The sequence below is a fragment of the Foliimonas ilicis genome, from assembly GCF_039939195.1.
GTDB classification, from domain to species: domain Bacteria; phylum Pseudomonadota; class Alphaproteobacteria; order Rhizobiales; family Rhizobiaceae; genus Foliimonas; species Foliimonas ilicis.
The window spans coordinates 167,198-188,943 of the sequence record NZ_JBDUUH010000008.1 but is presented as its reverse complement, the minus strand read 5'-3'; the positions used below and the strand labels follow the sequence as shown (position 1 = coordinate 188,943).

Here is a 21,746-nt window from a genome sequence, read left to right as displayed (position 1 = left end):
CGGTTTGGAAGTGCGTGCTTCGAAAACCTCAGCCCGGCCTCAACATAGACCCCGCAATAGCAAACACCCTGTTCGCCCCCAGCATATAAGCCGTCAGGCTCTGGCGCTGGAAAAGCCCGGAATAAGCGCGGTCCAGCACGTTCAGCGACCCAGTAAAACTCCCGAATGCGGGCATGATCAGCCGGTGTCCATCGCTGGCAAAACAGCGCCGCCGCACCGAGCGACCGCGTTGCACGACGCGCGCGCAAGGGTGCAGATGCCCTGCGATCTCGCCGCGCCCCGCCTTATGCGAAGGCTCATGCCGGAAAAGCAGATTGCCGAGCGCGATTTCGAGCACGGTCTCGCCGGGAAGATCGGCAGGCGCATCGGGATCGTGATTGCCCGCAACCCAGAACCAGTCGCGACCAGCCATCATGTCGACCAATCTGTCGCGGAACGGCGTCGGCATGCGTGCGGCACCGCCGCCATCGTGGAAACTGTCGCCGAGGCTGATGACCGTGCGTGGCCTGTACGTCTCGATCACGCCATGAAGCCGCATGAGCGTCGCCGCCGTATCGTAAGGCGGGATCATCGCGCCGCGCCGCGCGTAGGACGAGCCCTTTTCCAGATGAAGGTCAGAGACTGTCAGCACGCCGAGATCGGGGAAGAACAGCACGCCGCGCGGGTCGCAGATCGCCAGTTCTCCGGCAATTTCGACCAGCTCGGGCTTAGCTCCCGTATCTGCCTTGAGTGCTATGGTCATCCTTCGCCCATGGCTTCTTCGATCATGCCGGATGCTTCGAGAAGCAGCGTGTCGTTTGCCTCGCCATTCACCGATTCCTTGCCGACTTCGAGCATGATCGGCACTGCAAGCGGCGAGATGCGGTCGAGATCCTTATGCATGATTCGTCCCTTGATGCGCGAGAGCATCTCGGCAAGTCTCCTGACATCGAGCAGGCCCGTGGCGGCTTCAGCCCGCGTCGCCTGAAGCAGAATATGGTCCGGCTCATGGCTGCGCAAAACGTCGTAAATGAGGTCGGCTGAGACCGTCACCTGCCTGCCGCTTTTTTCCTGGCCGGGATGGCGCTTTTCAATGAGCCCGGAAATCAATGCGCAATTTCTGAAAGTGCGCTTGAGCAGCCAGCTTTCCGCCAGCCACGCTTCCAGATCGTCGCCCAGCATGTCCTCGTCGAATAGTGCGTCGAGCGAATAGTCCCGCTTTTTGAACATCCGTCCGAGGTCGCCAAGCGCCCAGATGCCAAGCGCATAATCGGTCGCGACGAAACCCAGCGGCCGTGCCCCTGCCCGCTCCAGCCGTCGCGTCAGAAGCATGCCCAGCGTCTGGTGCGCCAGCCTGCCCTCGAAAGCGTAGGCAATCATGTAATGGCGGTTGGCGCGCGGAAACGTTTCGATCAACAAATCTTCCCGGCGCGGCAGGACCGATTTTTCGGCCTGAATGCGCAGCCAGTCGGCCACCTGTTCGGGCAGCGCCTTCCAGCGTTCAGGATCGGCGATCATGCTGCGCACCTGATCGGCAAGATAGGTCGAAAGCGGGAATTTCCCGCCGCCATAATAAGGCACTTTCGCATCGCTTCCGGTCGCATCGGTGACGTAGCATTCGCTCTCGCGAATGCCTTCGAACCGTACGACCCTGCCCCCGAACATGAATGTGTCGCCATTGACCAGCGTTTCGAGAAAGGCTTCCTCGATCTTGCCGAGCACCATGCCCCCGCGCATCGGCATGCCTTTTCGCGCGCGGCGCGCATAACGCACGTTGAGCGCCGGAACCTCGATGATCGTGCCGACATTCAGCCTGTATTGCTGCGCAATGCGCGGATGGCTGACGCGCCACAGCCCTTCCTTCGTCTTGCGGATGCGGGCATAGCGCTCATAGCTTTTCAGCGCGTAGCCGCCGGTCGCAACGAAATCGATAACACGGTCGAATGTTTCGCGGTCGAGGTCCGCGTAGGGTGCGGCACCGCGCACTTCCTCGTAAAGCGCATCGGCATGAAAAGGCGCGCCGCAGGCGCTTCCCAGAACATGCTGCGAAAGCACATCGAGTGCGCCTTCGACCAGCGGCGGCGTGTCCTGCGCGCCGAGATAATTCGCCTCAAGTGCTGCGCGGCATTCCAGCACTTCGAAACGGTTTGCGGGCACCAGAATCGCCTGGCTCGGCTCGTCCATTCTATGGTTGGAGCGACCGATGCGCTGCGCCAGACGGCTGGCACCCTTGGGTGCGCCGACATGCACGACCAGATCGACATCGCCCCAGTCAATGCCGAGATCGAGCGTCGAGGTCGCGACGATGGCGCGCAACGCATTGTCTTCCATCGCCTTTTCGACTCGCCGTCGCTGACTGACATCGAGCGAGCCATGATGCAGCGCTATCGGCAGGCTATCCTCGTTGACGCGCCACAATTCCTGAAACAGCAATTCGGCCTGGCTGCGCGTGTTGACGAACAGCAGCGTCGTCTTGTGATTTTTGATCGCTTCATAGACTTCCGGCACCGCATAACGCGCCGAATGCCCGGCCCACGGAACGCGCTCTTCCGAGTTCAGGATGGTGATGACAGGTTTCGCGCCGCCCGAAACGGTTATCAGATCGGCCATGTCTCCCGGCGGGTTCTGATCGACCAGCCAGCGGCGCAACTCGTCCGGTTCGGCAACGGTCGCGGACAGGCCGATCGCCTGCAGATGCGGATTGAGGTGGCGAAGCCGCGCCAGCCCCAGCGACAGGAGATGCCCGCGCTTGGACGTCACCAGCGAGTGGAGCTCGTCCAGCACGATGTAGCGCAAATCTTTGAAGAAACGCTCTGCATCATTGGCCGCGATCAGCAGCGCCAATTGCTCCGGCGTCGTCATGAGAATGTCCGGCGGCACAAGCTTCTGGCGCTGGCGCTTGTGTGCGGGGGTATCGCCGGTGCGCGTTTCCAGCGTTATCGGCAGGCCCATTTCCTCGACCGGCTTGCCGAGATTTCGCTCGATATCGACGGCAAGCGCCTTGAGCGGCGAAATGTAGAGCGTGTGAATGCCGCGCTGCACCTGCCCCGGTCTGCGCTTCGGGCGTTCCGCCAGATCGGTAAGCGTCGGCAGGAAACCGGCAAGCGTTTTGCCTGCACCCGTCGGCGCAATCAGCAGCACCGATTTGCCCGCCTGCGCACGCGACAGGAGATCGAGCTGGTGCGGCCGGGGCGACCATCCGCGCTCGCCGAACCATCTTAAAAATGGGGCTGGCAGGGTCGCTGCGGCACTGATCTCAGGATCGGGGCGGACTTGCTTCGTCACACGCCTGAACTAGCGCGAATATCTGCACTCGCCAAGCAAAATTGCGAACAAAAGGTGATCAGGGCTTTTTCGCCACGACGATCAACCCCTCCAGCGGCTCACCGCGATCACGCCGGATAATCTCCATTCGCATCGACAGGATTTCGAAATTCCAGCACGCCAGAACCTCTTTCAGGTAGCTTTCCGAATGCGCATAACGTCTCGATGGTCGAAGCGTAAAACCTTCCGGCTCGTCATGAAGCTCAACCGAAAACGCGAACAAACCGCCCTTCGAAAGCCCATTGGTTACAGTTGCAACTATATTTTCCAACGCTCCCAAATACATGAAAACGTCGGCGGCGGCGATCAGGTCGGCACTTTCGGGCGGCAGGAGCAGATCCTGCAGATCGGCTTTGGTGAGACTGTCATAGACGTTCTTGGCGCGGGCTTTTTTCAGCATTTCCGCCGAAATATCGTAGCCGTCGAGTCGCTCGCAGATCGGGCGGAGGCGTTCGCCCATCAGGCCAGTACCGCAGCCGAGGTCGATTGCATGACGAAAATCGCTCGTTTTCTGCGCCAGAATTTCGGATTCCAGCAGTTCAGGAACCCGATAATCGAGCAATTCGACCAGCGATTTCTCGAATTTCGGCGCGTATTGATCGAAAAGTGTCTCCACAAATGCGCTTGGCGGGGCGCTTGTGGCGGGTTCAACGCCTAGCAATTCGAGTTTGAGCGTTGCGCCCGGACGATCCGCCGGTTCGAGTTTCAAACTCATACGCCATGCCTCTGCGGCCTGAACTTTATCGCCAGCAGCCTCATGGAATTCGCCAAGACGGAACCAGCCCATCGCCCAATCGGGTGCGATTTCCAGCGCGCCCATCAGCACTTCGGCAGCGGCGGCATGGTCTTTCGAGGCGAACAGCATATTCGCATAGTCCGCACGGCGGTCCGCCAGCAGGTCGCCGGAAGAGGCAGGCAATGGCTTCACGGCGGTCGTCTCGCAATGTGAGGAAAGCAGCGCGATCTAGCGCCCGGAATATGATTTTGCAACAGGCTTTTCCCGCGCCACTGAGACACTATCTTGAAAGAATGCGCGCCAGCGAATTGCTCCATCCTCGGCCCGAAGGCCTTTATTGTCCGCCGGGCGATTTTTTCATCGACCCGATCCGGCCCGTGAATCGCGCGCTGATAACGCATGGCCATTCCGATCACGCACGCTCCGGCCACCGATCGGTGATGGCGACGCGCGAGACGCTGGACATCATGGCGCTGCGTTATGGCGAAAACTTTGCTGAGGAAACGCAGGCCGCGAAACTTGGCGAGCGCATCGACATAAATGGCGTGATGATCAGCTTTCATCCGGCGGGGCATGTGCTGGGCTCAGCGCAAATCGCGGTGGAACATGGCGGCGTCAGGATCGTCGCTTCCGGCGACTACAAGCGCGTGCGCGATGCGACCTGTCTGCCGTTCGAGCCGATCAAATGTGATGTCTTCATCACCGAGGCGACCTTCGGCCTGCCGGTGTTCCGCCATCCGCCGGACACCGAAGAGGTCGCGCGGCTGTTGAAATCCGTCGCGCAGTTCCCGGAGCGCTCACATCTCGTCGGCGCTTATGCGCTCGGCAAGGCGCAGCGGGTGATGCGGCTTTTGCGCGATGCCGGTTTTGACAGGCCAATCTATATTCATGGCGCGCTCGTCAAACTCAGCGAATATTACCAATCGCAAGGCATAGCGCTTGGCGATCTGCAGCCTGCTACCGTCGATAGCGGGCATAAGGGCGATTTCGCTGGCGCCATCGTCGTCGGCCCGCCATCGGCCTTTGCCGACCGCTGGGCGCGGCGATTTCCCGATCCCGTCTCGTGCTTTGCGTCCGGCTGGATGCGCATTCGCCAACGCGCCAAGCAGCGCGGCGTCGAGCTTCCGCTGATCATTTCGGATCATTCAGACTGGGACGAGTTGACGGAGACAATCGTCGAGACCGGCGCGTCGGAAGTGTGGGTGACGCATGGGCGCGAGGAAGCGCTGGTTCGCTGGTGCGAGATCAATGGTATTGCGGCGCGACCGCTGCATTTGGTCGGGTATGAGGATGAGGGGGATTGATGCAGTCTGTAATCATCGCCCCGCTCTACGTTGCCCCCCTCTGTCCTGCCGGACATCTCCCCCACAGGTGGGGAGATCAGACTTCATTGGTGATTTCGCCAATCTTTGAAGGATTAGCGCCGTCGAGGACACAGCCAATCTCCCCACCCGTGGGGGAGATGTCCGGCAGGACAGAGGGGGGCACGAAGGAACGCAAACCTCTCATCGCGCGGGCCGACAACTCATGAACCGCTTCGCCGAACTTCTCGACCGCCTCGTCCTCACCCCGTCACGAAACGGCAAGCTGACGCTGCTTGTCGACTACTTCGCCGCCGTGGAAGACCCCGATCGCGGGCTGGCGCTTGCGGCGATTACTGGTGATCTGTCCATTGCCGCCGTGAAGCCCGCAATGCTGCGCGCGCTGGTGGCCGAGCGGATGGACCCGGTTCTGTTTGGCTATTCCTACGATTATGTCGGCGATCTTGCCGAGACGGTTTCGCTTGTCTGGCCCGAGATACAAACCGGGCAAAACCATCAATTGACGCTTTCCGAAGTGATCGAGCGCCTACAGAAAGCAAGCCGGTCCGATGGACCGAAAGTGCTGGCCGACCTGCTCGACAATGCGGAAATCGCCGCGCGCTTCGCCATCATCAAGCTGGTGACGGGGGGATTGCGCATCGGCATTTCGGCGCGCCTCGCCAAGCAGGCGCTGGCGGATTTCGGGAAGGTCGATGTGGCGGAAATCGAGGAACTTTGGCACGGGCTGACGCCGCCCTACATCTCGCTGTTCGCATGGCTCGAAGGCAAGGCGGACAAGCCCGAAAAAACCGCGCAAGCGCTGTTTCGCCCGGTCATGCTTTCGACGCCGGTCAGCGACAGCGATCTCGAAAAGCTCGATCCGGCAGACTATGCCGCCGAATGGAAATGGGATGGCATTCGCGTGCAGGCAGTGTGCGAGGGCGGCGTGCGCAGGCTTTATTCGCGTACCGGCGACGATATTTCAGGCGCGTTTCCCGATCTGGTCGAGGCGATGGATTTCGACGCGGCACTCGACGGCGAATTGCTGGTTGGCGATCCGACGCAGGCCACCGGCACATTTTCCGATTTGCAGCAGCGGCTGAACCGAAAGACGGTTTCGCCGAAGATCAGGCAGCAATTTCCAGCCTTCGTGCGCTGCTACGATCTGTTGCAGGAAGGCACGGAGGATTTGCGCGCCCTGCCCTTTGCCGAGCGTCGCAAGCGGCTGGAAAGTTTCATCAAGACGCTCGACCCGACGCGCTTCGACCTCTCGCCGCTGGCACCTTATGCCGACTGGCACACGCTGGAGGCAATGCGGAAGGAGCCGCCGCATCCGGTCATCGAAGGCGTGATGATGAAGCGCTGGGATTCCACGTATGTTGCGGGGCGACCGAAGGGGCCGTGGTTCAAATGGAAGCGCGATCCGTTCACCGTCGATGCCGTGCTGATGTACGCGCAGCGCGGTCACGGAAAGCGCTCGAGCTTTTATTCCGATTACACATTCGGCGTCTGGCAGGGTGAGCAGGGCGAGGAAGAACTCGTGCCGGTCGGCAAAGCCTATTTCGGCTTCACCGACGAGGAACTGAAGCAGATCGACAAATATGTGCGCGACAACACGATAGAACGCTTCGGCCCGGTCCGCTCCGTGCGCGCCGACCGCAAACAGGGGCTGGTCCTCGAAATCGCCTTCGAAGGCCTCAACCGCTCGACGCGGCATAAATCCGGCGTTGCGATGCGATTTCCGCGCATTTCACGGCTGCGCTGGGACAAGCCTTCGGACGAGGCGGATAGGATCGAGACGTTGCAGGCGTTGCTGGATTAGGGCTGGTATAAAAGCGATCGAGGCTCCCCAACCGATACATTATTCCGTATCACTTCCCGTATGGGCCGTTAAAAACAGTAATGCGCAACCCATCGATTGAAAATTAGGAGAAGCTGATGTCGGTAGAAAAGGTCGCAGTTATAACGGCTGGCGGAAGCGGCATGGGTGCCGAGGCTGCGAAACGGCTTGCAGCCGATGGCTTCAAGGTCGCGATCATTTCGTCCTCCGGCAAGGGCGAGGAACTGGCAAAACAACTTGGCGGCGTCGGCGTTACCGGCTCCAATCAGTCAAACGAAGATTTGCAGCGGCTCATCGATCTGGCGGTTTCCAAATGGGGGCGTATCGATGTTCTGGTCAACAGCGCCGGTCACGGCCCCCGCGCCCCAATTCTCGAAATAACCGACGAGGAATGGCACAAGGGCCTAGACGTCTATTTGATGAATGTCATCCGTCCGACGCGGCTGATCACGCCCATTATGCAGAAGCAAAAGTCCGGCGCGATCATCAATATCTCCACTGCATGGGCTTTCGAGCCGAGCGCCATTTTCCCCACATCCGCGGTTTTCCGGGCCGGATTGGCATCGTTTACGAAGATATTCGCCGATACCTATGCAGCGGACAACATTCGCATGAACAACGTCTTGCCGGGATGGATCGACAGCCTGCCCGGAACGGATGAGCGGCGCGATGGAGTTCCAATGAAACGCTATGGGCGAAGCGAGGAAATCGCAGCCACTATCGCATTCCTGGCCTCCGAAGGCGCCGGCTACATAACCGGCCAAAACATCCGCGTGGATGGCGGGCTGACACGCGCAGTCTAATTCGCTCAAAGCACGCGGCAAAGTTCCAAGGGGCCGCCAGACCTTTCCGGGATTAGCGCAGATAATAAATATGCGGTCCCGAATGGTGCGCTGAGGTCTCCACCCGCGCTTCGACGGAAAAGACGTTTCTCAGGAGGTGTTCGGTCAGCACTTCCTCCGGCCGTCCCGACGCGACGATTTTGCCTTGTTGCAGGACAATCAACTCGTCGCAGAACATGGCGGCATGGTTGAGGTCGTGCAGGGCGACGATGCTGGTGATCGGCAGGCCCGCGACCAGCCGCATCAGGCTGATCTGGTGCTGGATGTCGAGATGATTGGTCGGCTCGTCGAGGATCAGCCCTTCAGGCGATTGCGCCAGGGCTCTGGCGATATGCGTGCGCTGTTTTTCTCCGCCCGACAGGCTCTGCCAGCGGTCATTGCGTTTCTCTCTCATGCCCGCGCGTTCGAGCGCAGCTTCGACGGCGTCATCATCAGCCGCGGTCCAGCCGGAAAACATCGACCGGTGCGGAAACCGGCCGAGTTTCACCACATCGATGACCTGCAGGTTGGAATTGGTCGTGGCCTGCTGCTCGACGAAGGCAATGCGCTGCGCCATCGAGCGGCGGCTGATGGTGCCAATGTCTTTGTCGTCAAGCGTGATGCGACCGGCATTCGGCTGTTTCAGACCGGCGAGAAGGCGCAGGAGCGACGTCTTGCCGGAGCCGTTCGGGCCGAGCAGGCCAAGCATCCTGCCTGGCTGCGCCTCGAAGGAGATGCCGTCAAGAATGGTCTTCCTGCCAATTTTCCAGACGAGGTTGTCGGCCCTGATCTTCATGAGGCACGCTGGAACCGATAGAGAATGATCGAGAAGAAAGGCACGCCCACCAGCGCGGTGACGACGCCGATCGGCATGACCTGCTGGGGAACGAGGGCGCGAGAGGCGATGTCGGCCAGCACCATGAAGATCGCTCCTCCGATGGCGCAGGCCGGTAAGAGGCGGATATGCAGTGGACCGACGAAGAAGCGTGCCGCATGCGGCACGACGAGGCCGACAAAGCCGATGGAGCCCACCATGCTGACGATCGTGGCCGTCATTATCGCAGTCAGGGCAAAGAGCACGATGCGCACCCGGCCGACATTGACGCCAAGCGCGGACGCCGCCTCGTCACCGAAGGCGAAGGCATCCAGCACGCGGGCGTAAAAAAGGCAGGCAATGAGCGCCACACCCACAACGCCGGAAACCAGCATAAATTCAGGCCAGCGTACGCCGCCGAAACTGCCGAGCAGCCAGAACATGACGTCGCGGGCCTGCTGGGCGTTGCCGGATGTCGTCACGATGTAGGACGTCGCGGCATTGAAAAGCTGCGAGGCGGCGACACCGGCAAGGATGGTGCGGTCTGCGCCGCCGCGCGTTCCGTTGGACAGCAGCGCGACGAAGAAGAAGGCTGCAAATGCGCCCGCAAAAGCGCCTGCCGACAACGAGACAGCGCCCGAACCTATGCCGAGGATGACGATCATGACTGCGCCGGTGGATGCACCGGCGGAAATGCCGAGAACATAGGGCTCGGCCAGCGGATTGCGCAGCAGCGACTGCATGATCGCGCCCGACAGCGCGAGGCCCGCGCCGCAGAAGGCTGCGACCAGCGCCCGGCTGAGGCGGTAGTCCCAGATCACCGTCTCATGGATGCGGTTGAGTTCGACCGCCGTCCATCCCAGACGGTTGGTAATGGCGGAGAACGTGGTGGCGAGCGGGATCGGCAGATCGCCTATGCCCACGCTGATGCCGACGACGAGGCCGATGGCTGCGAGCGAAGCCAGCAGCAGGACGCCGAAGGCGAATAGCTGCCGGAGGGAGCGTTGCGCCGCGGTCACTTCAGCAGACCGAGCGTCCTTAGCTGATCGGCCACCTGCTCCGCGCCATAGATCGTGCGGATGGTCGGGTTCATCGCCTGCCCATCCATGACGACCATCGCCTTGTTCTTGACGGCCGGGATCTGGCTGACGGCCGGATCGGTGGTCAGGAACTTGATCTTGGCTTCCGGCTTGTCGAGTTCCCAGCGATTGCGGTCGAGATTGGCGACGACGATCACGTCCGGGTTGGCGGCGATGATGCTTTCCCACCCGAGCGTCGGCCATTCGGCTTCCGAGGTAATCGCATTTTGGCCACCGAGCAGATCGGCGATGAAGCCGGACGCGCCGTTTTTCCCGCCGAGATAGGCATCAGCCGAGGGGCTGGGGCTGGAGAACCAGAAAACATAGGAGAGTTTCTTGTCGCTGGCGGGAACACTGGCGCGCAATGCCGCTTCGCGGGCCTTGAAATCCGCAATCAGAGCCTGGCCGCGATCAGCGACGTCAAATATCTGCGAAAGCTCGTCAATCTCCTCGTAGAGAAGGTCCATGTTCCAGAGTTGGGCGCGGCTGCCATATTCATCGCCGACATCGTTGCGGGTGCTGCATGTGCCGGGCGACAGATAGGTCGGAACGCCGACCTTGTCGAAATCCTCGCGCTTGGCGACTTTGCTGTTCGGCCCGATCAGGCTCGGCAGCGCAGAAGCCACGAAATCCGGGTTTTCGGCGAGAACCGACTCGAAAGTCGGGAACTCGACAGTCAGCAGCTTGACCTTGGAATTGGCCTCGGCAAGCTGCGGCAACACCTGGCTCGGCCAAAAGGCGGTGCCGACCATTTTGTCTTCAAGCCCCAGCAGCAGAAGAATCTCCGCGCTATTCTGGCCAAGGCCGATCGCCCTCTCCGGGGCCTTCTCGAAGGTGATTTGCGCACCGCAATTTTCGATGGTGAGCGGGTATTTCGTGGGGGCAGCAGAAGCAGGTGCCGCGGCAAAACCGAACGCCGCGAATAGGCCGGAGACGGCCAAGAGTGATTTAAACGCGATCATGAAAGGGCTTCCTGAGCCAAATGGCTGAAATTTGCGCCTAGATATTCCAACGGACAGCCGAAAACAAGAGATTAACGCTCATGTTTGTGAGACTGTGGAATATGGGCTTTGGCAAATGACCGCTTCTGGCCCAGCGACCTACCGCACGGGGCCTAGCGCCGTTACTGCGACAGCGAGACCCGGATTTCGTAGATATCGACTGCCTTGCCCGAATTCGAGAAATCCGAGTTTATGGCGATGGTGCCGCTGGCACCGGGGCGACCGGCGGGGAGTTCGACCTCGAAGAGATATTCGCTCTTCTGATAGCCGACATTGTAGCGCTTGCGACCGCAATCGCCCAGATTGCCGAAATTGCAGTCGATGGACATTTCAGTTTCCTGCCCGCCTTCGGAGCGCGCGACGATTTCGAAAATCGCCTTCTTTCCGGCAATCTGTTCCAGCGTGCCGCGGCCCACATCGAACATTACGGGCGAGCCCGTATTGCCCGAGCTTATGCGCATGAACGAGCCGGATTCATCCTGCATGACATTGGCGCTGGTGCCCGAAGGTGCTGATACCTGAGCCGGGTTTTCCGGCGTGAACACATTGATCCAGTTGCGATTGTCATTCTCGCCGGGCATCACCAGAGGCGCGGAAGCCTGAGGCGTGAAATCCTCGCTCTGGCTGGCAGGCTGTGTGCGAACGGCGGTGTCGCGCTCGGCGGCTGATTTGAAAATGCCGGTCTGATAGGCCCACAAAGCGCCGATGCCGATTGCCGCGATGACGGTCGCGCCCAGAAACAGCTTGGCCAGACGGCCCTTGCCGCGCCGTGCGCGCCGGTCATCACGGTCGGGATCGACGCCGGGAAAGGCGGATGCGGTCTCGCCAGGCGCATCGGTCTCCGCACGCTCCTGCCCCGAAAGGCTTGGAAATTCGGAAAACGACGCATCATCGGCTTCATCGATGGCGGGCTGCGCCGGGATGAACTCCGATTCGATGTTGGCGATTTTGTCCTGAAGCGCCTTGCGCCTGTTTATTGCGGCCTCGACGGTGGTGCCGGGTTTGGACTGCAAAGCCTTGTCCAGCGCGGCAAACGCCGAGCGATAAACCTTCTCGCGAAACGCAGGATCATTTGCGTTTCCCTTTTCAAAGGCATTCCGGATCGCCTTTTCCAGTGCTTCTAACAAGGCTACCCCACGGTGCAGTCAACGATTCACGATGGTTAACGGTCCAAAGCCGATCAATCAACGCCTTCATATGGTCAATCTGGTGGCACCGCGGGTTTCACACGGTTTTAAGCGGGTTGCAGCGCGGAAATCCTGTGATACGTATTACGTTTACGAAAACGTCAACTGTGGAGACGGCAGGTAGCATGGCCCAGAAGAGCAAAACCGAAACACTTGGCAAATCCCTGCGCGTTCCCGTTATCGGCGCGCCGCTCTTCATCATTTCACACCCGCCGCTGACGCTGGCGCAATGCAAGGCAGGCATTACCGGCTCGTTCCCAGCGCTCAACGCACGGCCCGCTTCGCAGCTCGACGAGTGGCTTTCCGAAATCCGCGAGGGGCTCGACGCGCATGATGCTGCGCATCCCGATGCGCCCGCAGCGCCTTTCGCGGTCAACCAGATCGTCCATAAATCGAACACCCGTCTCGAGGCCGATCTACAGCTTTGCGTGAAGCACAAGGTGCCCGTGGTCATCTCGTCGCTGGGCGCGGTCGAGGAGGTCAATCAGGCGGTGCATTCCTATGGCGGCATCGTGCTTCACGACGTGATCCATGACCGGCATGCCCGCAAGGCAATCGAAAAGGGAGCGGATGGCCTGATCGCGGTGGCCACAGGCGCAGGCGGGCACGCCGGAACGCTCTCGCCTTTCGCGCTGGTGCAGGAAATCCGCCAATGGTTCGACGGGCCGCTGGCGCTGTCGGGCGCAATCGCCAATGGCGGCGCGATATTGGCCGCGCAGGCAATGGGCGCGGATTTCGCCTATATCGGCTCGCCCTTCATCGCGACAAAGGAAGCGCGCGCAGTCGATGCCTACAAGCAGATGATCGTGGATTCGAACGCCGCCGACATCGTCTATTCCAATCTCTTTACCGGCGTGCACGGCAATTATCTGAAAGGTTCGATCCAAACGGCAGGCATGGATCCCGACAAGCTTCCGCAAGCCGACCCGTCTGCCATGAATTTCGGCAGCGATACCGGCAAGGCATGGAAGGAGATCTGGGGCTGCGGCCAGGGAATCGGCGCGGTGAAGGAGATCGTGTCCACGCAGGCGCTGGTCGACCGGCTGGCGGGCGAATATGAAAATGCCAGGCGAAAGCTGGCTGCATGAAGCCTGAAACAAGCCTCTGCGGGATGACGAAAATTTCGCTCCGATAGAAGCTTGAATTTACCGCGCGTTGCTTGTATCACGCGCACACCATTTCGCGGAAACATCGCGAATGGCCGGTTGCCGCTTTAGCTCAGTTGGTAGAGCACATCATTCGTAATGATGGGGTCAGGTGTTCGAGTCACCTAAGCGGCACCATCAAATTCTCAAGACCTGGCGCGTTGCCGCCTCTTTGACCAAAGTCATATTCACCAAACTCACAGACTGATGTTTGATTGGCCGCTTGTTTTTGTATGCATTTTTGCCGTCGGAGTGGTTGGGACGGTGGTTTATTGTTACGGCGTGATTTTCTTCGCGAAGCCGCATGGCGATCCCGTGGAACCGACGCCGATTGATGCCGTCGATCTGATTATGTTCCAGAACCACGACGATAAGTGACCTCGATCGCATCACGCCTTCACTGCAACGGAAGCATGACCTACGGTCGCGGACGCGCGTAGATCGAGACACGCTATTCGAACGGCTCGCGCGGTGATAGGCGTTTTAGCATGGGCTTGGGGAGACTTTTGAAAGATGTGGTGGCAACAGGCAACAGATAGGTTGAGTCATCTGCGCTACAGGATTGCCCTGCAGAACCGGCTCCTCATCGACGCTTTACTCGTTCTTGTCGGGCTGGCTCTGATCAAATGGGGCGGAACAAGCACTATTGATGTTGTGGGCGCGCTGACGTCTCTGCTTGGTGCCATTCTTTTCTTTATAAACATGCGCGAACGACGGGTTCGCAGTCTGGCAACGCATATCGTCGAAAACGAAAATTTCCTGGATAATCTCCTGTCGGCCAAGCTGCCTGATGGCTTCGAACTTTTCTACGGGTCAACACAGTATTCCACCCCCTCGCCGGAAATTAACCTGAAGGAGGCGAGGCCATATATTACAAACTCGGCGATTAACGAACAAATGGATGGAAGCAGGAACCCGATCGTCTTAAAAGACAAGCCTTATAAGGTTCCGACAACGCTTGTCGAACATCGTCTTCGATGCATCAATATCAACAAGCCCGACTTCAATGATCCCAAAGTTGGCTTGCGAACCGATCTTACGGTCGAAGCGTTGCTGGATCAGCGCCGCGTCCATCTCCAGAAAACGGACTACTTCAGCAGTTCTGCCACGAACGAGATGGCAGGCAAGCAATTCGTAGCAGCGAGTGAGACCCGTCAAGGCCGGCCGCGACTCATTTATGCCGTATCAGACCTGATTTTCGATAATCACGAACTGCTGGGCCTGAACGAAAGCTCTCTCTCAAATCATATTGGCGTGTCGACACTGGTGATCACCGCCGACAATTTTCTCGTCCTGCAAGACCAAGGACAGCAAACCGATTCCCCCAATGAAACAGCCGTCGGCGCCTCCGGGTCAGCCGATGGCTTTGACATTACAGAGACCCAGATTGGCGACCCGACACTGCAAGGGCTCGTGCGCCATGCGATGGAACGCGAGGCAAAGGAAGAACTCTCAGCTACGTTTACCACCGGGAGAAAGAATACGACCCTCACCGGCTATGCCAGATATCTTGCGAGGGGAGGAAAACCGGAGTTTTTTGGTATCTCGCGGACCTCGGCCTATCTCAATCAACTCCAACCGACAAAGGCTGATATGCGCTTTGTCTCAGGTATTTGGGGGCGACCGTTTGAACCTTCTCCCCAAGGTTTACTCAGCACGATTGAAGCCCTCTTATCCGAGGGGAAAACGCAGCGTCGACGGTATAGTTTGTCAATGATCGTCTGCCTGCGAATGGCCCAGGATCATCTCCGCAGAATGCCGCCTCATATAAAGCTTGGCTAGGTCAGCTCACGGCTTCAGGAGCGCCAGACAGACTTCGTGATGTTGCAGAGTGGCGGCGCGGCAGATAGCCTGCACTCTCATGGAGTGAAACATGGATTATCGAACCGCTACGACTGCCGATCTTACAGCCGTCTTCCAAGATTTATCCAGACGGATGGCCGAAGAATACACAACTGCTGGCCTGAATATCGACGAGGTAAAGGACGAATTCATGATGGGCCTGAAAGAAGGGCGCGGTCATACCTTGCTCGAGAACGGCCAGCCTGTAGCCCTAATCGCCTGGCGGGAAGTCGACCACGTCGCCGAGACGGCATTCGCAGCGCATGAAAGCTTCTTTTCCCGGTCCTCAGTTCGTTTCTGCAAGAAGCATATCAGGCGTATCCAAGCCATTTGCGGGAACACTCCAATCCACTCTTACAGTTGGTCAGATCGACCCGAGGTCATAAAATGGTTTCACATTTTAGGCTTTAAGGAGCTGGAACGCGCAAACGGATTCATTGTCTTCGAACTCGATCCTGCATAGCGTCTGACACCTGCATACCATCAGTTTCCTCCGCATCTGGAGGAAACTGCGTTGGTGGCAATTCGCCGATCCCTCGGAATGTCTCAAATCCACTTCAACGCGATAGTTGCGTCTCGCCACTGCGTACGCTGGTCCGCATGCGGAACCAAAGACCCTCAGCCGTGTTATTTTCGACAGTTGTGGAGGATCGACCATGTCGATGAAATCTCTTTTCACCGCTTTGGCTATCGGTTTGGGTGGTTTGACTTTGGGCGGCTGTGTTGCCGATGTTGGACCATATGGCCCTTCCGGCGTGTATTACGGAAGCGCTGTGGTCTACGACAGCCGGCCCGCGTACAGGCCGGGATATCGGTACGGGCGCTATTATGGTCCAAGATATCGCGACTACCGCCCTCGCGATTATTATCGCGGGCAGAGATATGTCAGGGGCGATTCTTATTATCGGGGACGTTATGGTCCACGCCCATACTATCGAAATCGCGGATATTGACGACGGCGGCACACTCCGGCTGGGCGGCTACGATATTTTTGCTGTTTCTTGTGCCTCCCGCTGTGGCGCAGGAGTCGGACCCCGTTCCGGGCCGGACGGACACTTATAACCATATGCGTGGTGTGGAGGGTGCCAACGATGCACCCAAGGATTTGCGGCCATGCGCATTTTCCATGCTTCCTATGGCAGAACAACTCAGACTGCAAAGATTGTCTCACGCGAAAATCCTCGAAGTCGGCGAGGATCAGGCGCAGGAATGGATTACCAATCTTTCGAAAGCGACAATCGCAAAGATGGTCGCCGAAGGCATGTGTATCGAAAACGATTGAGAATCGCCGCGACTGATCTAACTCAAAAACGGCAAGCTGGCGCAGACGAGTTCGCCGGTTTCGGCATCAAGGTCGAGCACGCCATCGATGACAGGACGTTCTGCGCTTTCAGGCACTATAACCCGGAAGGACCAGACTGGCTCGTCGATATCGGCACATGTCGTGCGTCCTTCGATGACAAGTCCAGCCGACTTGATGTTTCCGGCTACTTCCAGGGCGGAATCGCCGTAAGGATCGCCTTTCAGGATTTCGATGGCTTTGACCGTCGCATCTTCCTCGGTCAGATAATCTGCAGCACCGGCACCCGATGCTGCAGAAAGGAAGATTATCGAAAGACCGGTCGTCAGAAATCTCATCCCTCACCTTCGCATCTTCAAAAGGCAAGATGAAGAGATTTCTCGCAACACCGGCTCAGGAATCGATATCGACGTCCTTGGTTTCCTTGCCGATGACCAGCGCAATCAGCGTCAGCACTGCCATGGCGGAAAGATACACGCCCACCCAGAAAGGGCTACCCTCGCCATAGCTCCAGAGAGCGACAGCGACGAAGGGAGCGAGGGCGGCGCCCAGGATCGACGAGACATTGTAGGAAATACCGGAACCCGTGTAGCGCACATTTGCCGGGAAAAGTTCCGGCAGAAGCGCGCCCATTGGGCCGAAGGTCATTCCCATCAATGTGAAGCCGATGACCAGCCACAACAGCACGCCGACAAAGCCGGATGTCAGGAACGTGCCCCAGGTGAAGCCGAAAACGATGATGCCGAGCGTGACCCAGATCAGCGTTTTACGGCGGCCCCAGCGGTCGGCCCAGGGACCGGAAGCCATGGTGAAAATGCCGAAGAAAATGACGCCGAAGATCATCATCAGAACGAAGGTCGTGTAGTCGTAGCCGAGGCCCGGAACAGCAGCAGTCGTTGCCGCACGGCCATAGCTCAGCGAGAAGGTCGTCATCAGGTAGAACAGAACATAGGTTGCGAGCATGTAGAACGTGCCGAGCACGAGCTGCTTCCAATGCGTCGAGAACACACTGACAAGCGGCACGCGCTGAACCTTGCCGCGCTCGACGGTTTTCTCGAATGCGTTGCTCTCGACGAGGTTCAGGCGAACCCAGAGACCGACGACGACCATGACGGCGGAGAACAGGAACGGAATGCGCCAGCCCCATTCAAGGAAGGCCGTGGATGGGCGCGACGGATCATCGGACGGCAATATCGCCGCGATGATCAGGAACAGGCCGTTGGCAATGATGAAGCCAAGCGGCGCGCCCAATTGCGGAAAGGTGCCGAAGATGGCGCGCTTGCCTTTCGGCGCGTTTTCCGTGGCAACAAGTGCCGCTCCGCTCCATTCGCCGCCGATGGCAAAACCCTGCGCCAGACGCAGAATGACCAGCAGGGCGGGAGCGACCCAGCCAACCATTGCGTAGGTCGGCAAAAGTCCGATGAGGAAGGTGGCGATGCCCATGGTGAGCAGTGCCGCGACCAGCGTTACCTTGCGGCCCTTCTTGTCGCCCAGATGGCCGAAAACGATGGCACCCAAAGGCCGCGCGACCATGGCCGCGCCGAATACGGCGAAGGAGGCAAGCAGCGCGGTGGTTTCATTGCCCGATGGGAAGAACAAATGCGGGAAGACCAGGACGGCGGCGGTCGCGTAAACATAGAAATCGTAGAATTCGATGGTCGTTCCGACGAGGCTGGCGAGCAGCACTTTGGAACGGGAATTGGCCGGTGTATTCGCCGGCGCGGCGTCAGTGACTGTTGTAGACATGGATATGAATGCTCCAGAATGGATGAAGCGCCTGGGAGGATGCGCTTCATACGCTGGTTATGGGAAATGGCATGCGCGATGCGCGGCTGCCGCTCCCATGCGCCTGCCAAACGACATTTTCAACCCTTTTTGCGCTGAAAAATGGATTCTTGGAGCAGTTAGCGTCGCAGCCAACGACTATTTCTTGCGTTTGTCCTCGGCCGCTTTCGAATGCCATTCCCTGTCGATCGAGCCTTCCTCGGCTTTGTGAAAATACTGGGAGCAGACCAGCCAGCCCTTCAGCGGGCGCAGCAACGCCATGCAGCATCCGACCGTCAGCGGTACCGTGGTGAAGACGTGGACCCAAATCGGCAGATCGAAGGAGGTCTGGAACCAGACGCCGAAGGCAAGTGCGGGCACGGCGGCAATGCTCATCGCGAAAAAGGCAGGGCCATCTGCCGGATCGGCAAATGAATAATCCAGCCCGCAAACCTCGCAGCTTGGCGCCAGTTTCAGGAACCCATCAAAGATGTGGCCCTTCTGGCACTGCGGGCATCGGCCAAGAATGCCGGTCAGCACGGGGTTGTCGGTCGGAACATAAGCCTCGGGCATGATCACCCTCCTTTTCAAGGGAAGAATGGTCAAATGCGCGCCGCCGTTCCATGTGACAAAGATTGCGTGCGACCTTTTGGCTACGCAGCGTAAGTTCGGCGGCGAGAGCGCATCCACAGGTGTTACGCCCTTTGGCGACGTTGGGCGCAAAACGTGGAGATGGTAGTCTTCGCGACGGGGCTCAGTTCGAGGGATTTGCCATGGCCGTCTCGGTCGTATCGCAGCAGCAATTCTGGAATGACTGGAACGCCTCGACGCGTGAACAGCATCTCGACGAGGTGTCATTCCGGCAGGCCGAAGTGGTGAAGAACTGGCTGACGACGATCGGCCGAAAAGATCTCGACATTCTGGAAGTGGGCTGCGGGTCCTGCTGGTTTTGCGAAGAATTATCGCAATTCGGCCGCGTGACCGGCACCGACCTGTCCAACGAGGTGCTCGACCGGGCGCAAAAGCGTATGCCGCATGTCGAGCTGGTTGCAGGCGATTTCATGGATCTCGATTTCGGGCGTGATCGCTACGATTTGATCGTCAGCCTCGAAGTGCTTTCGCATGTCGAAGACCAACCGGCTTTCATGGCAAAGCTTGCCAGGCACCTGCGACCAGGCGGTTATCTGATGCTCGCTACTCAGAACCGGCCTATCCTGCAAAATCTGAACAGGCTTCCGCCACCCGGCCCCGGCCAGCTACGGCACTGGGTGGACAAGAAAGAATTGACCACACTGCTGTCACGCCAGTTCGATGTGAAAGAACTTTTTTCCGTGACGCCTCGTGCGAACAAAGGAATTATGCGGATCATCAACTCCAGGACATTCAATCAGCCGATCCGCGCGCTCGTCGGAAACCGCTTCGATAGAATGAAAGAGGCAATGGGACTGGGCTGGACGCTGATGGCGCTGAGCCGGAAAAAGCGCTGATACACCCCAGGAAATCGCCTTAAAATCCGACCGGAAAGAGTTGCGCAGCAGGCAAAGCGCCGCCGATTTGACGGCGATTTGCAATTATCCTGATCAGAATAATCACCTTTGGCCTATTGGCGATGACGGCTCAAGCCTATAAGCCATCGCCGGTACCAGAGCGCCATACGTCCTTTCAGACGTCCAAAGACGCGCTGGTACTTTAATGCTGCTGCATCGTGTTTTCCTCAACCGATTCCGGTTTCGGGCCGATACAGTAGAGCGCGTCTCGACCACACAGCCTTTTCGGACTGCCCATGTCTTCCATGCTTCATCGTTTCTTCGCCTACTATCAGCCGCATCGCGGGCTGTTCATGCTCGATTTTTCCTGCGCCGTGCTCGCGGGCCTGCTGGAACTCGGCTTTCCGATGGCCGTGCGCGCCTTCGTGGACAATCTGCTGCCGACGCAGAACTGGACCATGATCCTCATCGCCTCTGCCGGGCTATTGGCGATCTACATCGCGAATACGGGCCTGATGGCGGTGGTGGTCTATTGGGGTCACATGCTGGGCATCAACATCGAAACGGAGATGCGCCGTAAAAGCTTCGAGCATTTGCAGAAACTGTCGTTCAGCTTCTACGACAACCAGAAGACCGGCCATCTCGTAGCCCGCGTGACCAAGGATCTGGAAGAGATCGGCGAGATCGCGCATCACGGGCCGGAAGATCTTTTCATAGCGATCATGACACTGATCGGCGCGTTCGCTTTGATGTTCATGGTCAATGTGCAGCTTGCGCTGATCACCGTCGCGATTGTCCCGCTGATCGGCTGGTTCACTGCCATGTATGGCGGGAAGATGGAGAAAAACTGGCAGGCGCTTTACAGCCGCGTCGGCGATTTCAACGTGCGCATCGAGGAAAATGTCGGCGGCATGCGCGTCGTCCAGGCTTTCGCCAATGAGGAGCACGAAAAGCAGCTTTTCGCGCATGATAACGCGCGCTACCGCAGCACGAAGCTTGCCGCCTACAAGATCATGGCTGCCAGCACGTCGCTCAGCTATATGAGCATGCGTCTGGTCCAGCTCGTCGTGATGGTGGCAGGCAGCTATCTGGTGCTGCAGGGCGAATTGTCGAATGGCGGCTTTGTCGGCTTCCTGCTGCTGGTCAATGTGTTCTTCCGGCCGATCGACAAAATCAACTCGGTGATCGAGACCTATCCGAAGGGCATTGCGGGCTTCCGCCGCTATACCGCGCTTCTGGATACCGAGCCGGATATTGCAGACCGCACGGACGCCAGACAGGCCCCGCATTTGCGTGGCGACATTGAATATCGCGGTGTGACCTTCGGCTATGGCACAGGCAGAAATGTGCTCGAAGACGTCAATCTGCGTATCAAGCCGGGCGAAACCGTCGCCTTCGTCGGACCTTCGGGTGCGGGTAAAACGACGATCTGCTCGCTGCTGCCTCGCTTCTACGAAGTCGAGCGCGGTGCGATCACCATCGACGGTATAGATGTGCGCTCGATGACGCTGACTTCCTTGCGCAATCAGATCGGCATCGTGCAGCAGGACGTGTTCCTGTTCGGCGGGACGGTGCGCGAGAACATTGCCTATGGACGGCTCGATGCGAGCGAAGCCGATATTCTGGATGCCGCGCGGCGCGCGCATCTCGATGCGGTCATATCCGAACTGCCGAACGGTTTCGATACGGTCATCGGCGAGCGCGGCGTCAAGCTTTCCGGCGGACAGAAGCAGCGTCTGGCGATTGCCAGAATGTTCCTGAAGAACCCGCCGATCCTCATTCTGGACGAGGCGACATCGGCGCTCGACACACAGACCGAGCGCGAAATTCAGAAGTCGCTTTCGGAGCTTTCGCAAGGGCGCACGACTCTGGTCATCGCGCACCGGCTGGCGACGATCCGCAATGCCGACCGCATCGTGGTCATCGACCAGAAGGGCATTGCGGAAGAAGGCCATCATGACGAACTCGTCAGCGCGAACGGCCCTTACAGCAAGCTTCACGCAGCCCAGCACGGCGGAAAGCTGCCTTAATTTCCTGGACTCTCAAAAATTTGACAAAATATGACTTATATTATCAAGAATAGGGTTGTCGGCGCGACGCCATCCCCTTAAACGGGTCCGTGTCTG

General features: G+C 58.8%; 19 protein-coding genes and 1 tRNA gene. 10 read left to right on the top strand and 10 right to left on the bottom strand.

Annotation, left to right across the window (positions count from 1 at the left end):
- Nucleotides 1-28: 28 nt before the first annotated feature.
- Genes pdeM through ABFT80_RS18110 form a run of 3 tightly spaced genes read right to left on the bottom strand, consistent with a single transcriptional unit; the run spans nt 29 to nt 4,231 of the window.
- Nucleotides 29-742, bottom strand: a complete 714-nt coding sequence (gene pdeM, locus ABFT80_RS18120; RefSeq protein ID WP_347973323.1) for a ligase-associated DNA damage response endonuclease PdeM — start codon at nt 740-742, stop codon at nt 29-31.
- Nucleotides 739-3,264 (bottom strand): ligase-associated DNA damage response DEXH box helicase, encoded by a 2,526-nt coding sequence (locus tag ABFT80_RS18115; protein WP_347973322.1) that lies wholly within the window; start codon nt 3,262-3,264, stop codon nt 739-741. The genes pdeM and ABFT80_RS18115 overlap by 4 nt, the downstream gene beginning before the upstream one ends.
- A 58-nt stretch (nt 3,265-3,322) precedes the next feature.
- Nucleotides 3,323-4,231 (bottom strand): methyltransferase domain-containing protein, encoded by a 909-nt coding sequence (locus ABFT80_RS18110; RefSeq protein WP_347973321.1) that lies wholly within the window; start codon nt 4,229-4,231, stop codon nt 3,323-3,325.
- Nucleotides 4,232-4,332: 101 nt separating this feature from the next.
- On the opposite strand from ABFT80_RS18110, the gene ABFT80_RS18105 reads away from it, so the two are divergent.
- From ABFT80_RS18105 to ABFT80_RS18095, 3 genes are all read left to right on the top strand, one after another.
- Nucleotides 4,333-5,343: a ligase-associated DNA damage response exonuclease gene (locus ABFT80_RS18105; RefSeq protein WP_347973320.1), complete on the top strand. Its 1,011-nt coding sequence runs from the start codon at nt 4,333-4,335 to the stop codon at nt 5,341-5,343.
- 223 nt (nt 5,344-5,566) lie between these two features.
- On the top strand, nt 5,567-7,162 hold the full coding sequence (locus ABFT80_RS18100) for a cisplatin damage response ATP-dependent DNA ligase (protein ID WP_347973319.1): 1,596 nt from the start codon (nt 5,567-5,569) through the stop codon (nt 7,160-7,162).
- Between the two features lie 116 nt (nt 7,163-7,278).
- The gene (locus tag ABFT80_RS18095; protein WP_347973318.1) at nt 7,279-7,983 is read left to right on the top strand and encodes an SDR family oxidoreductase; all 705 of its coding nucleotides are present in this window, start codon (nt 7,279-7,281) and stop codon (nt 7,981-7,983) included.
- A 52-nt stretch (nt 7,984-8,035) separates the two neighbouring features.
- Here the strand turns inward: ABFT80_RS18095 and ABFT80_RS18090 are convergent, their stop codons facing one another.
- The 4 genes from ABFT80_RS18090 to ABFT80_RS18075 form a co-directional block, all read right to left on the bottom strand.
- Nucleotides 8,036-8,797 carry an ABC transporter ATP-binding protein gene (locus ABFT80_RS18090; RefSeq protein ID WP_347973317.1) on the bottom strand — a complete coding sequence of 254 codons (762 nt, stop codon included), beginning with the start codon at nt 8,795-8,797 and terminating at the stop codon, nt 8,036-8,038.
- Nucleotides 8,794-9,834, bottom strand: a complete 1,041-nt coding sequence (locus tag ABFT80_RS18085; RefSeq protein WP_455189960.1) for a FecCD family ABC transporter permease — start codon at nt 9,832-9,834, stop codon at nt 8,794-8,796. Before ABFT80_RS18085 ends, ABFT80_RS18090 begins: the two co-directional genes overlap by 4 nt.
- Nucleotides 9,831-10,856, bottom strand: coding sequence for an ABC transporter substrate-binding protein (locus tag ABFT80_RS18080; RefSeq protein ID WP_347973316.1), 1,026 nt, complete (start codon nt 10,854-10,856; stop codon nt 9,831-9,833). Before ABFT80_RS18080 ends, ABFT80_RS18085 begins: the two co-directional genes overlap by 4 nt.
- 161 nt (nt 10,857-11,017) lie before the next feature.
- Nucleotides 11,018-12,022 (bottom strand): hypothetical protein, encoded by a 1,005-nt coding sequence (locus ABFT80_RS18075; RefSeq protein ID WP_347973315.1) that lies wholly within the window; start codon nt 12,020-12,022, stop codon nt 11,018-11,020.
- Between the two features lie 185 nt (nt 12,023-12,207).
- Here ABFT80_RS18075 and ABFT80_RS18070 point away from each other — a divergent pair, with 185 nt between their 5' ends.
- From ABFT80_RS18070 to ABFT80_RS18050, 5 genes are all read left to right on the top strand, one after another.
- Nucleotides 12,208-13,170, top strand: coding sequence for an NAD(P)H-dependent flavin oxidoreductase (locus ABFT80_RS18070; protein ID WP_347973314.1), 963 nt, complete (start codon nt 12,208-12,210; stop codon nt 13,168-13,170).
- 119 nt (nt 13,171-13,289) lie between these two features.
- Nucleotides 13,290-13,365, top strand: a tRNA-Thr gene (locus tag ABFT80_RS18065).
- A 375-nt stretch (nt 13,366-13,740) separates the two neighbouring features.
- Nucleotides 13,741-15,009 carry a hypothetical protein gene (locus tag ABFT80_RS18060; protein ID WP_347973313.1) on the top strand — a complete coding sequence of 423 codons (1,269 nt, stop codon included), beginning with the start codon at nt 13,741-13,743 and terminating at the stop codon, nt 15,007-15,009.
- Between the two features lie 91 nt (nt 15,010-15,100).
- Nucleotides 15,101-15,532: a hypothetical protein gene (locus tag ABFT80_RS18055; protein ID WP_347973312.1), complete on the top strand. Its 432-nt coding sequence runs from the start codon at nt 15,101-15,103 to the stop codon at nt 15,530-15,532.
- 486 nt (nt 15,533-16,018) lie between these two features.
- Nucleotides 16,019-16,351, top strand: coding sequence for a hypothetical protein (locus ABFT80_RS18050; RefSeq protein ID WP_347973311.1), 333 nt, complete (start codon nt 16,019-16,021; stop codon nt 16,349-16,351).
- Between the two features lie 17 nt (nt 16,352-16,368).
- Here ABFT80_RS18050 and ABFT80_RS18045 read toward each other — a convergent pair whose 3' ends face one another.
- From ABFT80_RS18045 to ABFT80_RS18035, 3 genes are all read right to left on the bottom strand, one after another.
- Entirely contained in the window at nt 16,369-16,707 is a 339-nt protein-coding gene (locus tag ABFT80_RS18045; RefSeq protein ID WP_347973310.1) for a hypothetical protein, read from the bottom strand.
- A gap of 55 nt (nt 16,708-16,762) precedes the next feature.
- Nucleotides 16,763-18,115 (bottom strand): MFS transporter, encoded by a 1,353-nt coding sequence (locus ABFT80_RS18040; RefSeq protein WP_347973309.1) that lies wholly within the window; start codon nt 18,113-18,115, stop codon nt 16,763-16,765.
- 177 nt (nt 18,116-18,292) lie between these two features.
- Nucleotides 18,293-18,706 (bottom strand): DUF983 domain-containing protein, encoded by a 414-nt coding sequence (locus ABFT80_RS18035; RefSeq protein WP_347973308.1) that lies wholly within the window; start codon nt 18,704-18,706, stop codon nt 18,293-18,295.
- Between the two features lie 200 nt (nt 18,707-18,906).
- Here ABFT80_RS18035 and ABFT80_RS18030 point away from each other — a divergent pair, with 200 nt between their 5' ends.
- Nucleotides 18,907-19,620, top strand: a complete 714-nt coding sequence (locus tag ABFT80_RS18030; protein WP_347973307.1) for a class I SAM-dependent methyltransferase — start codon at nt 18,907-18,909, stop codon at nt 19,618-19,620.
- 305 nt (nt 19,621-19,925) lie between these two features.
- Nucleotides 19,926-21,650 (top strand): ABC transporter ATP-binding protein, encoded by a 1,725-nt coding sequence (locus tag ABFT80_RS18025; RefSeq protein ID WP_347973387.1) that lies wholly within the window; start codon nt 19,926-19,928, stop codon nt 21,648-21,650.
- Nucleotides 21,651-21,746 lie beyond the last annotated feature (96 nt).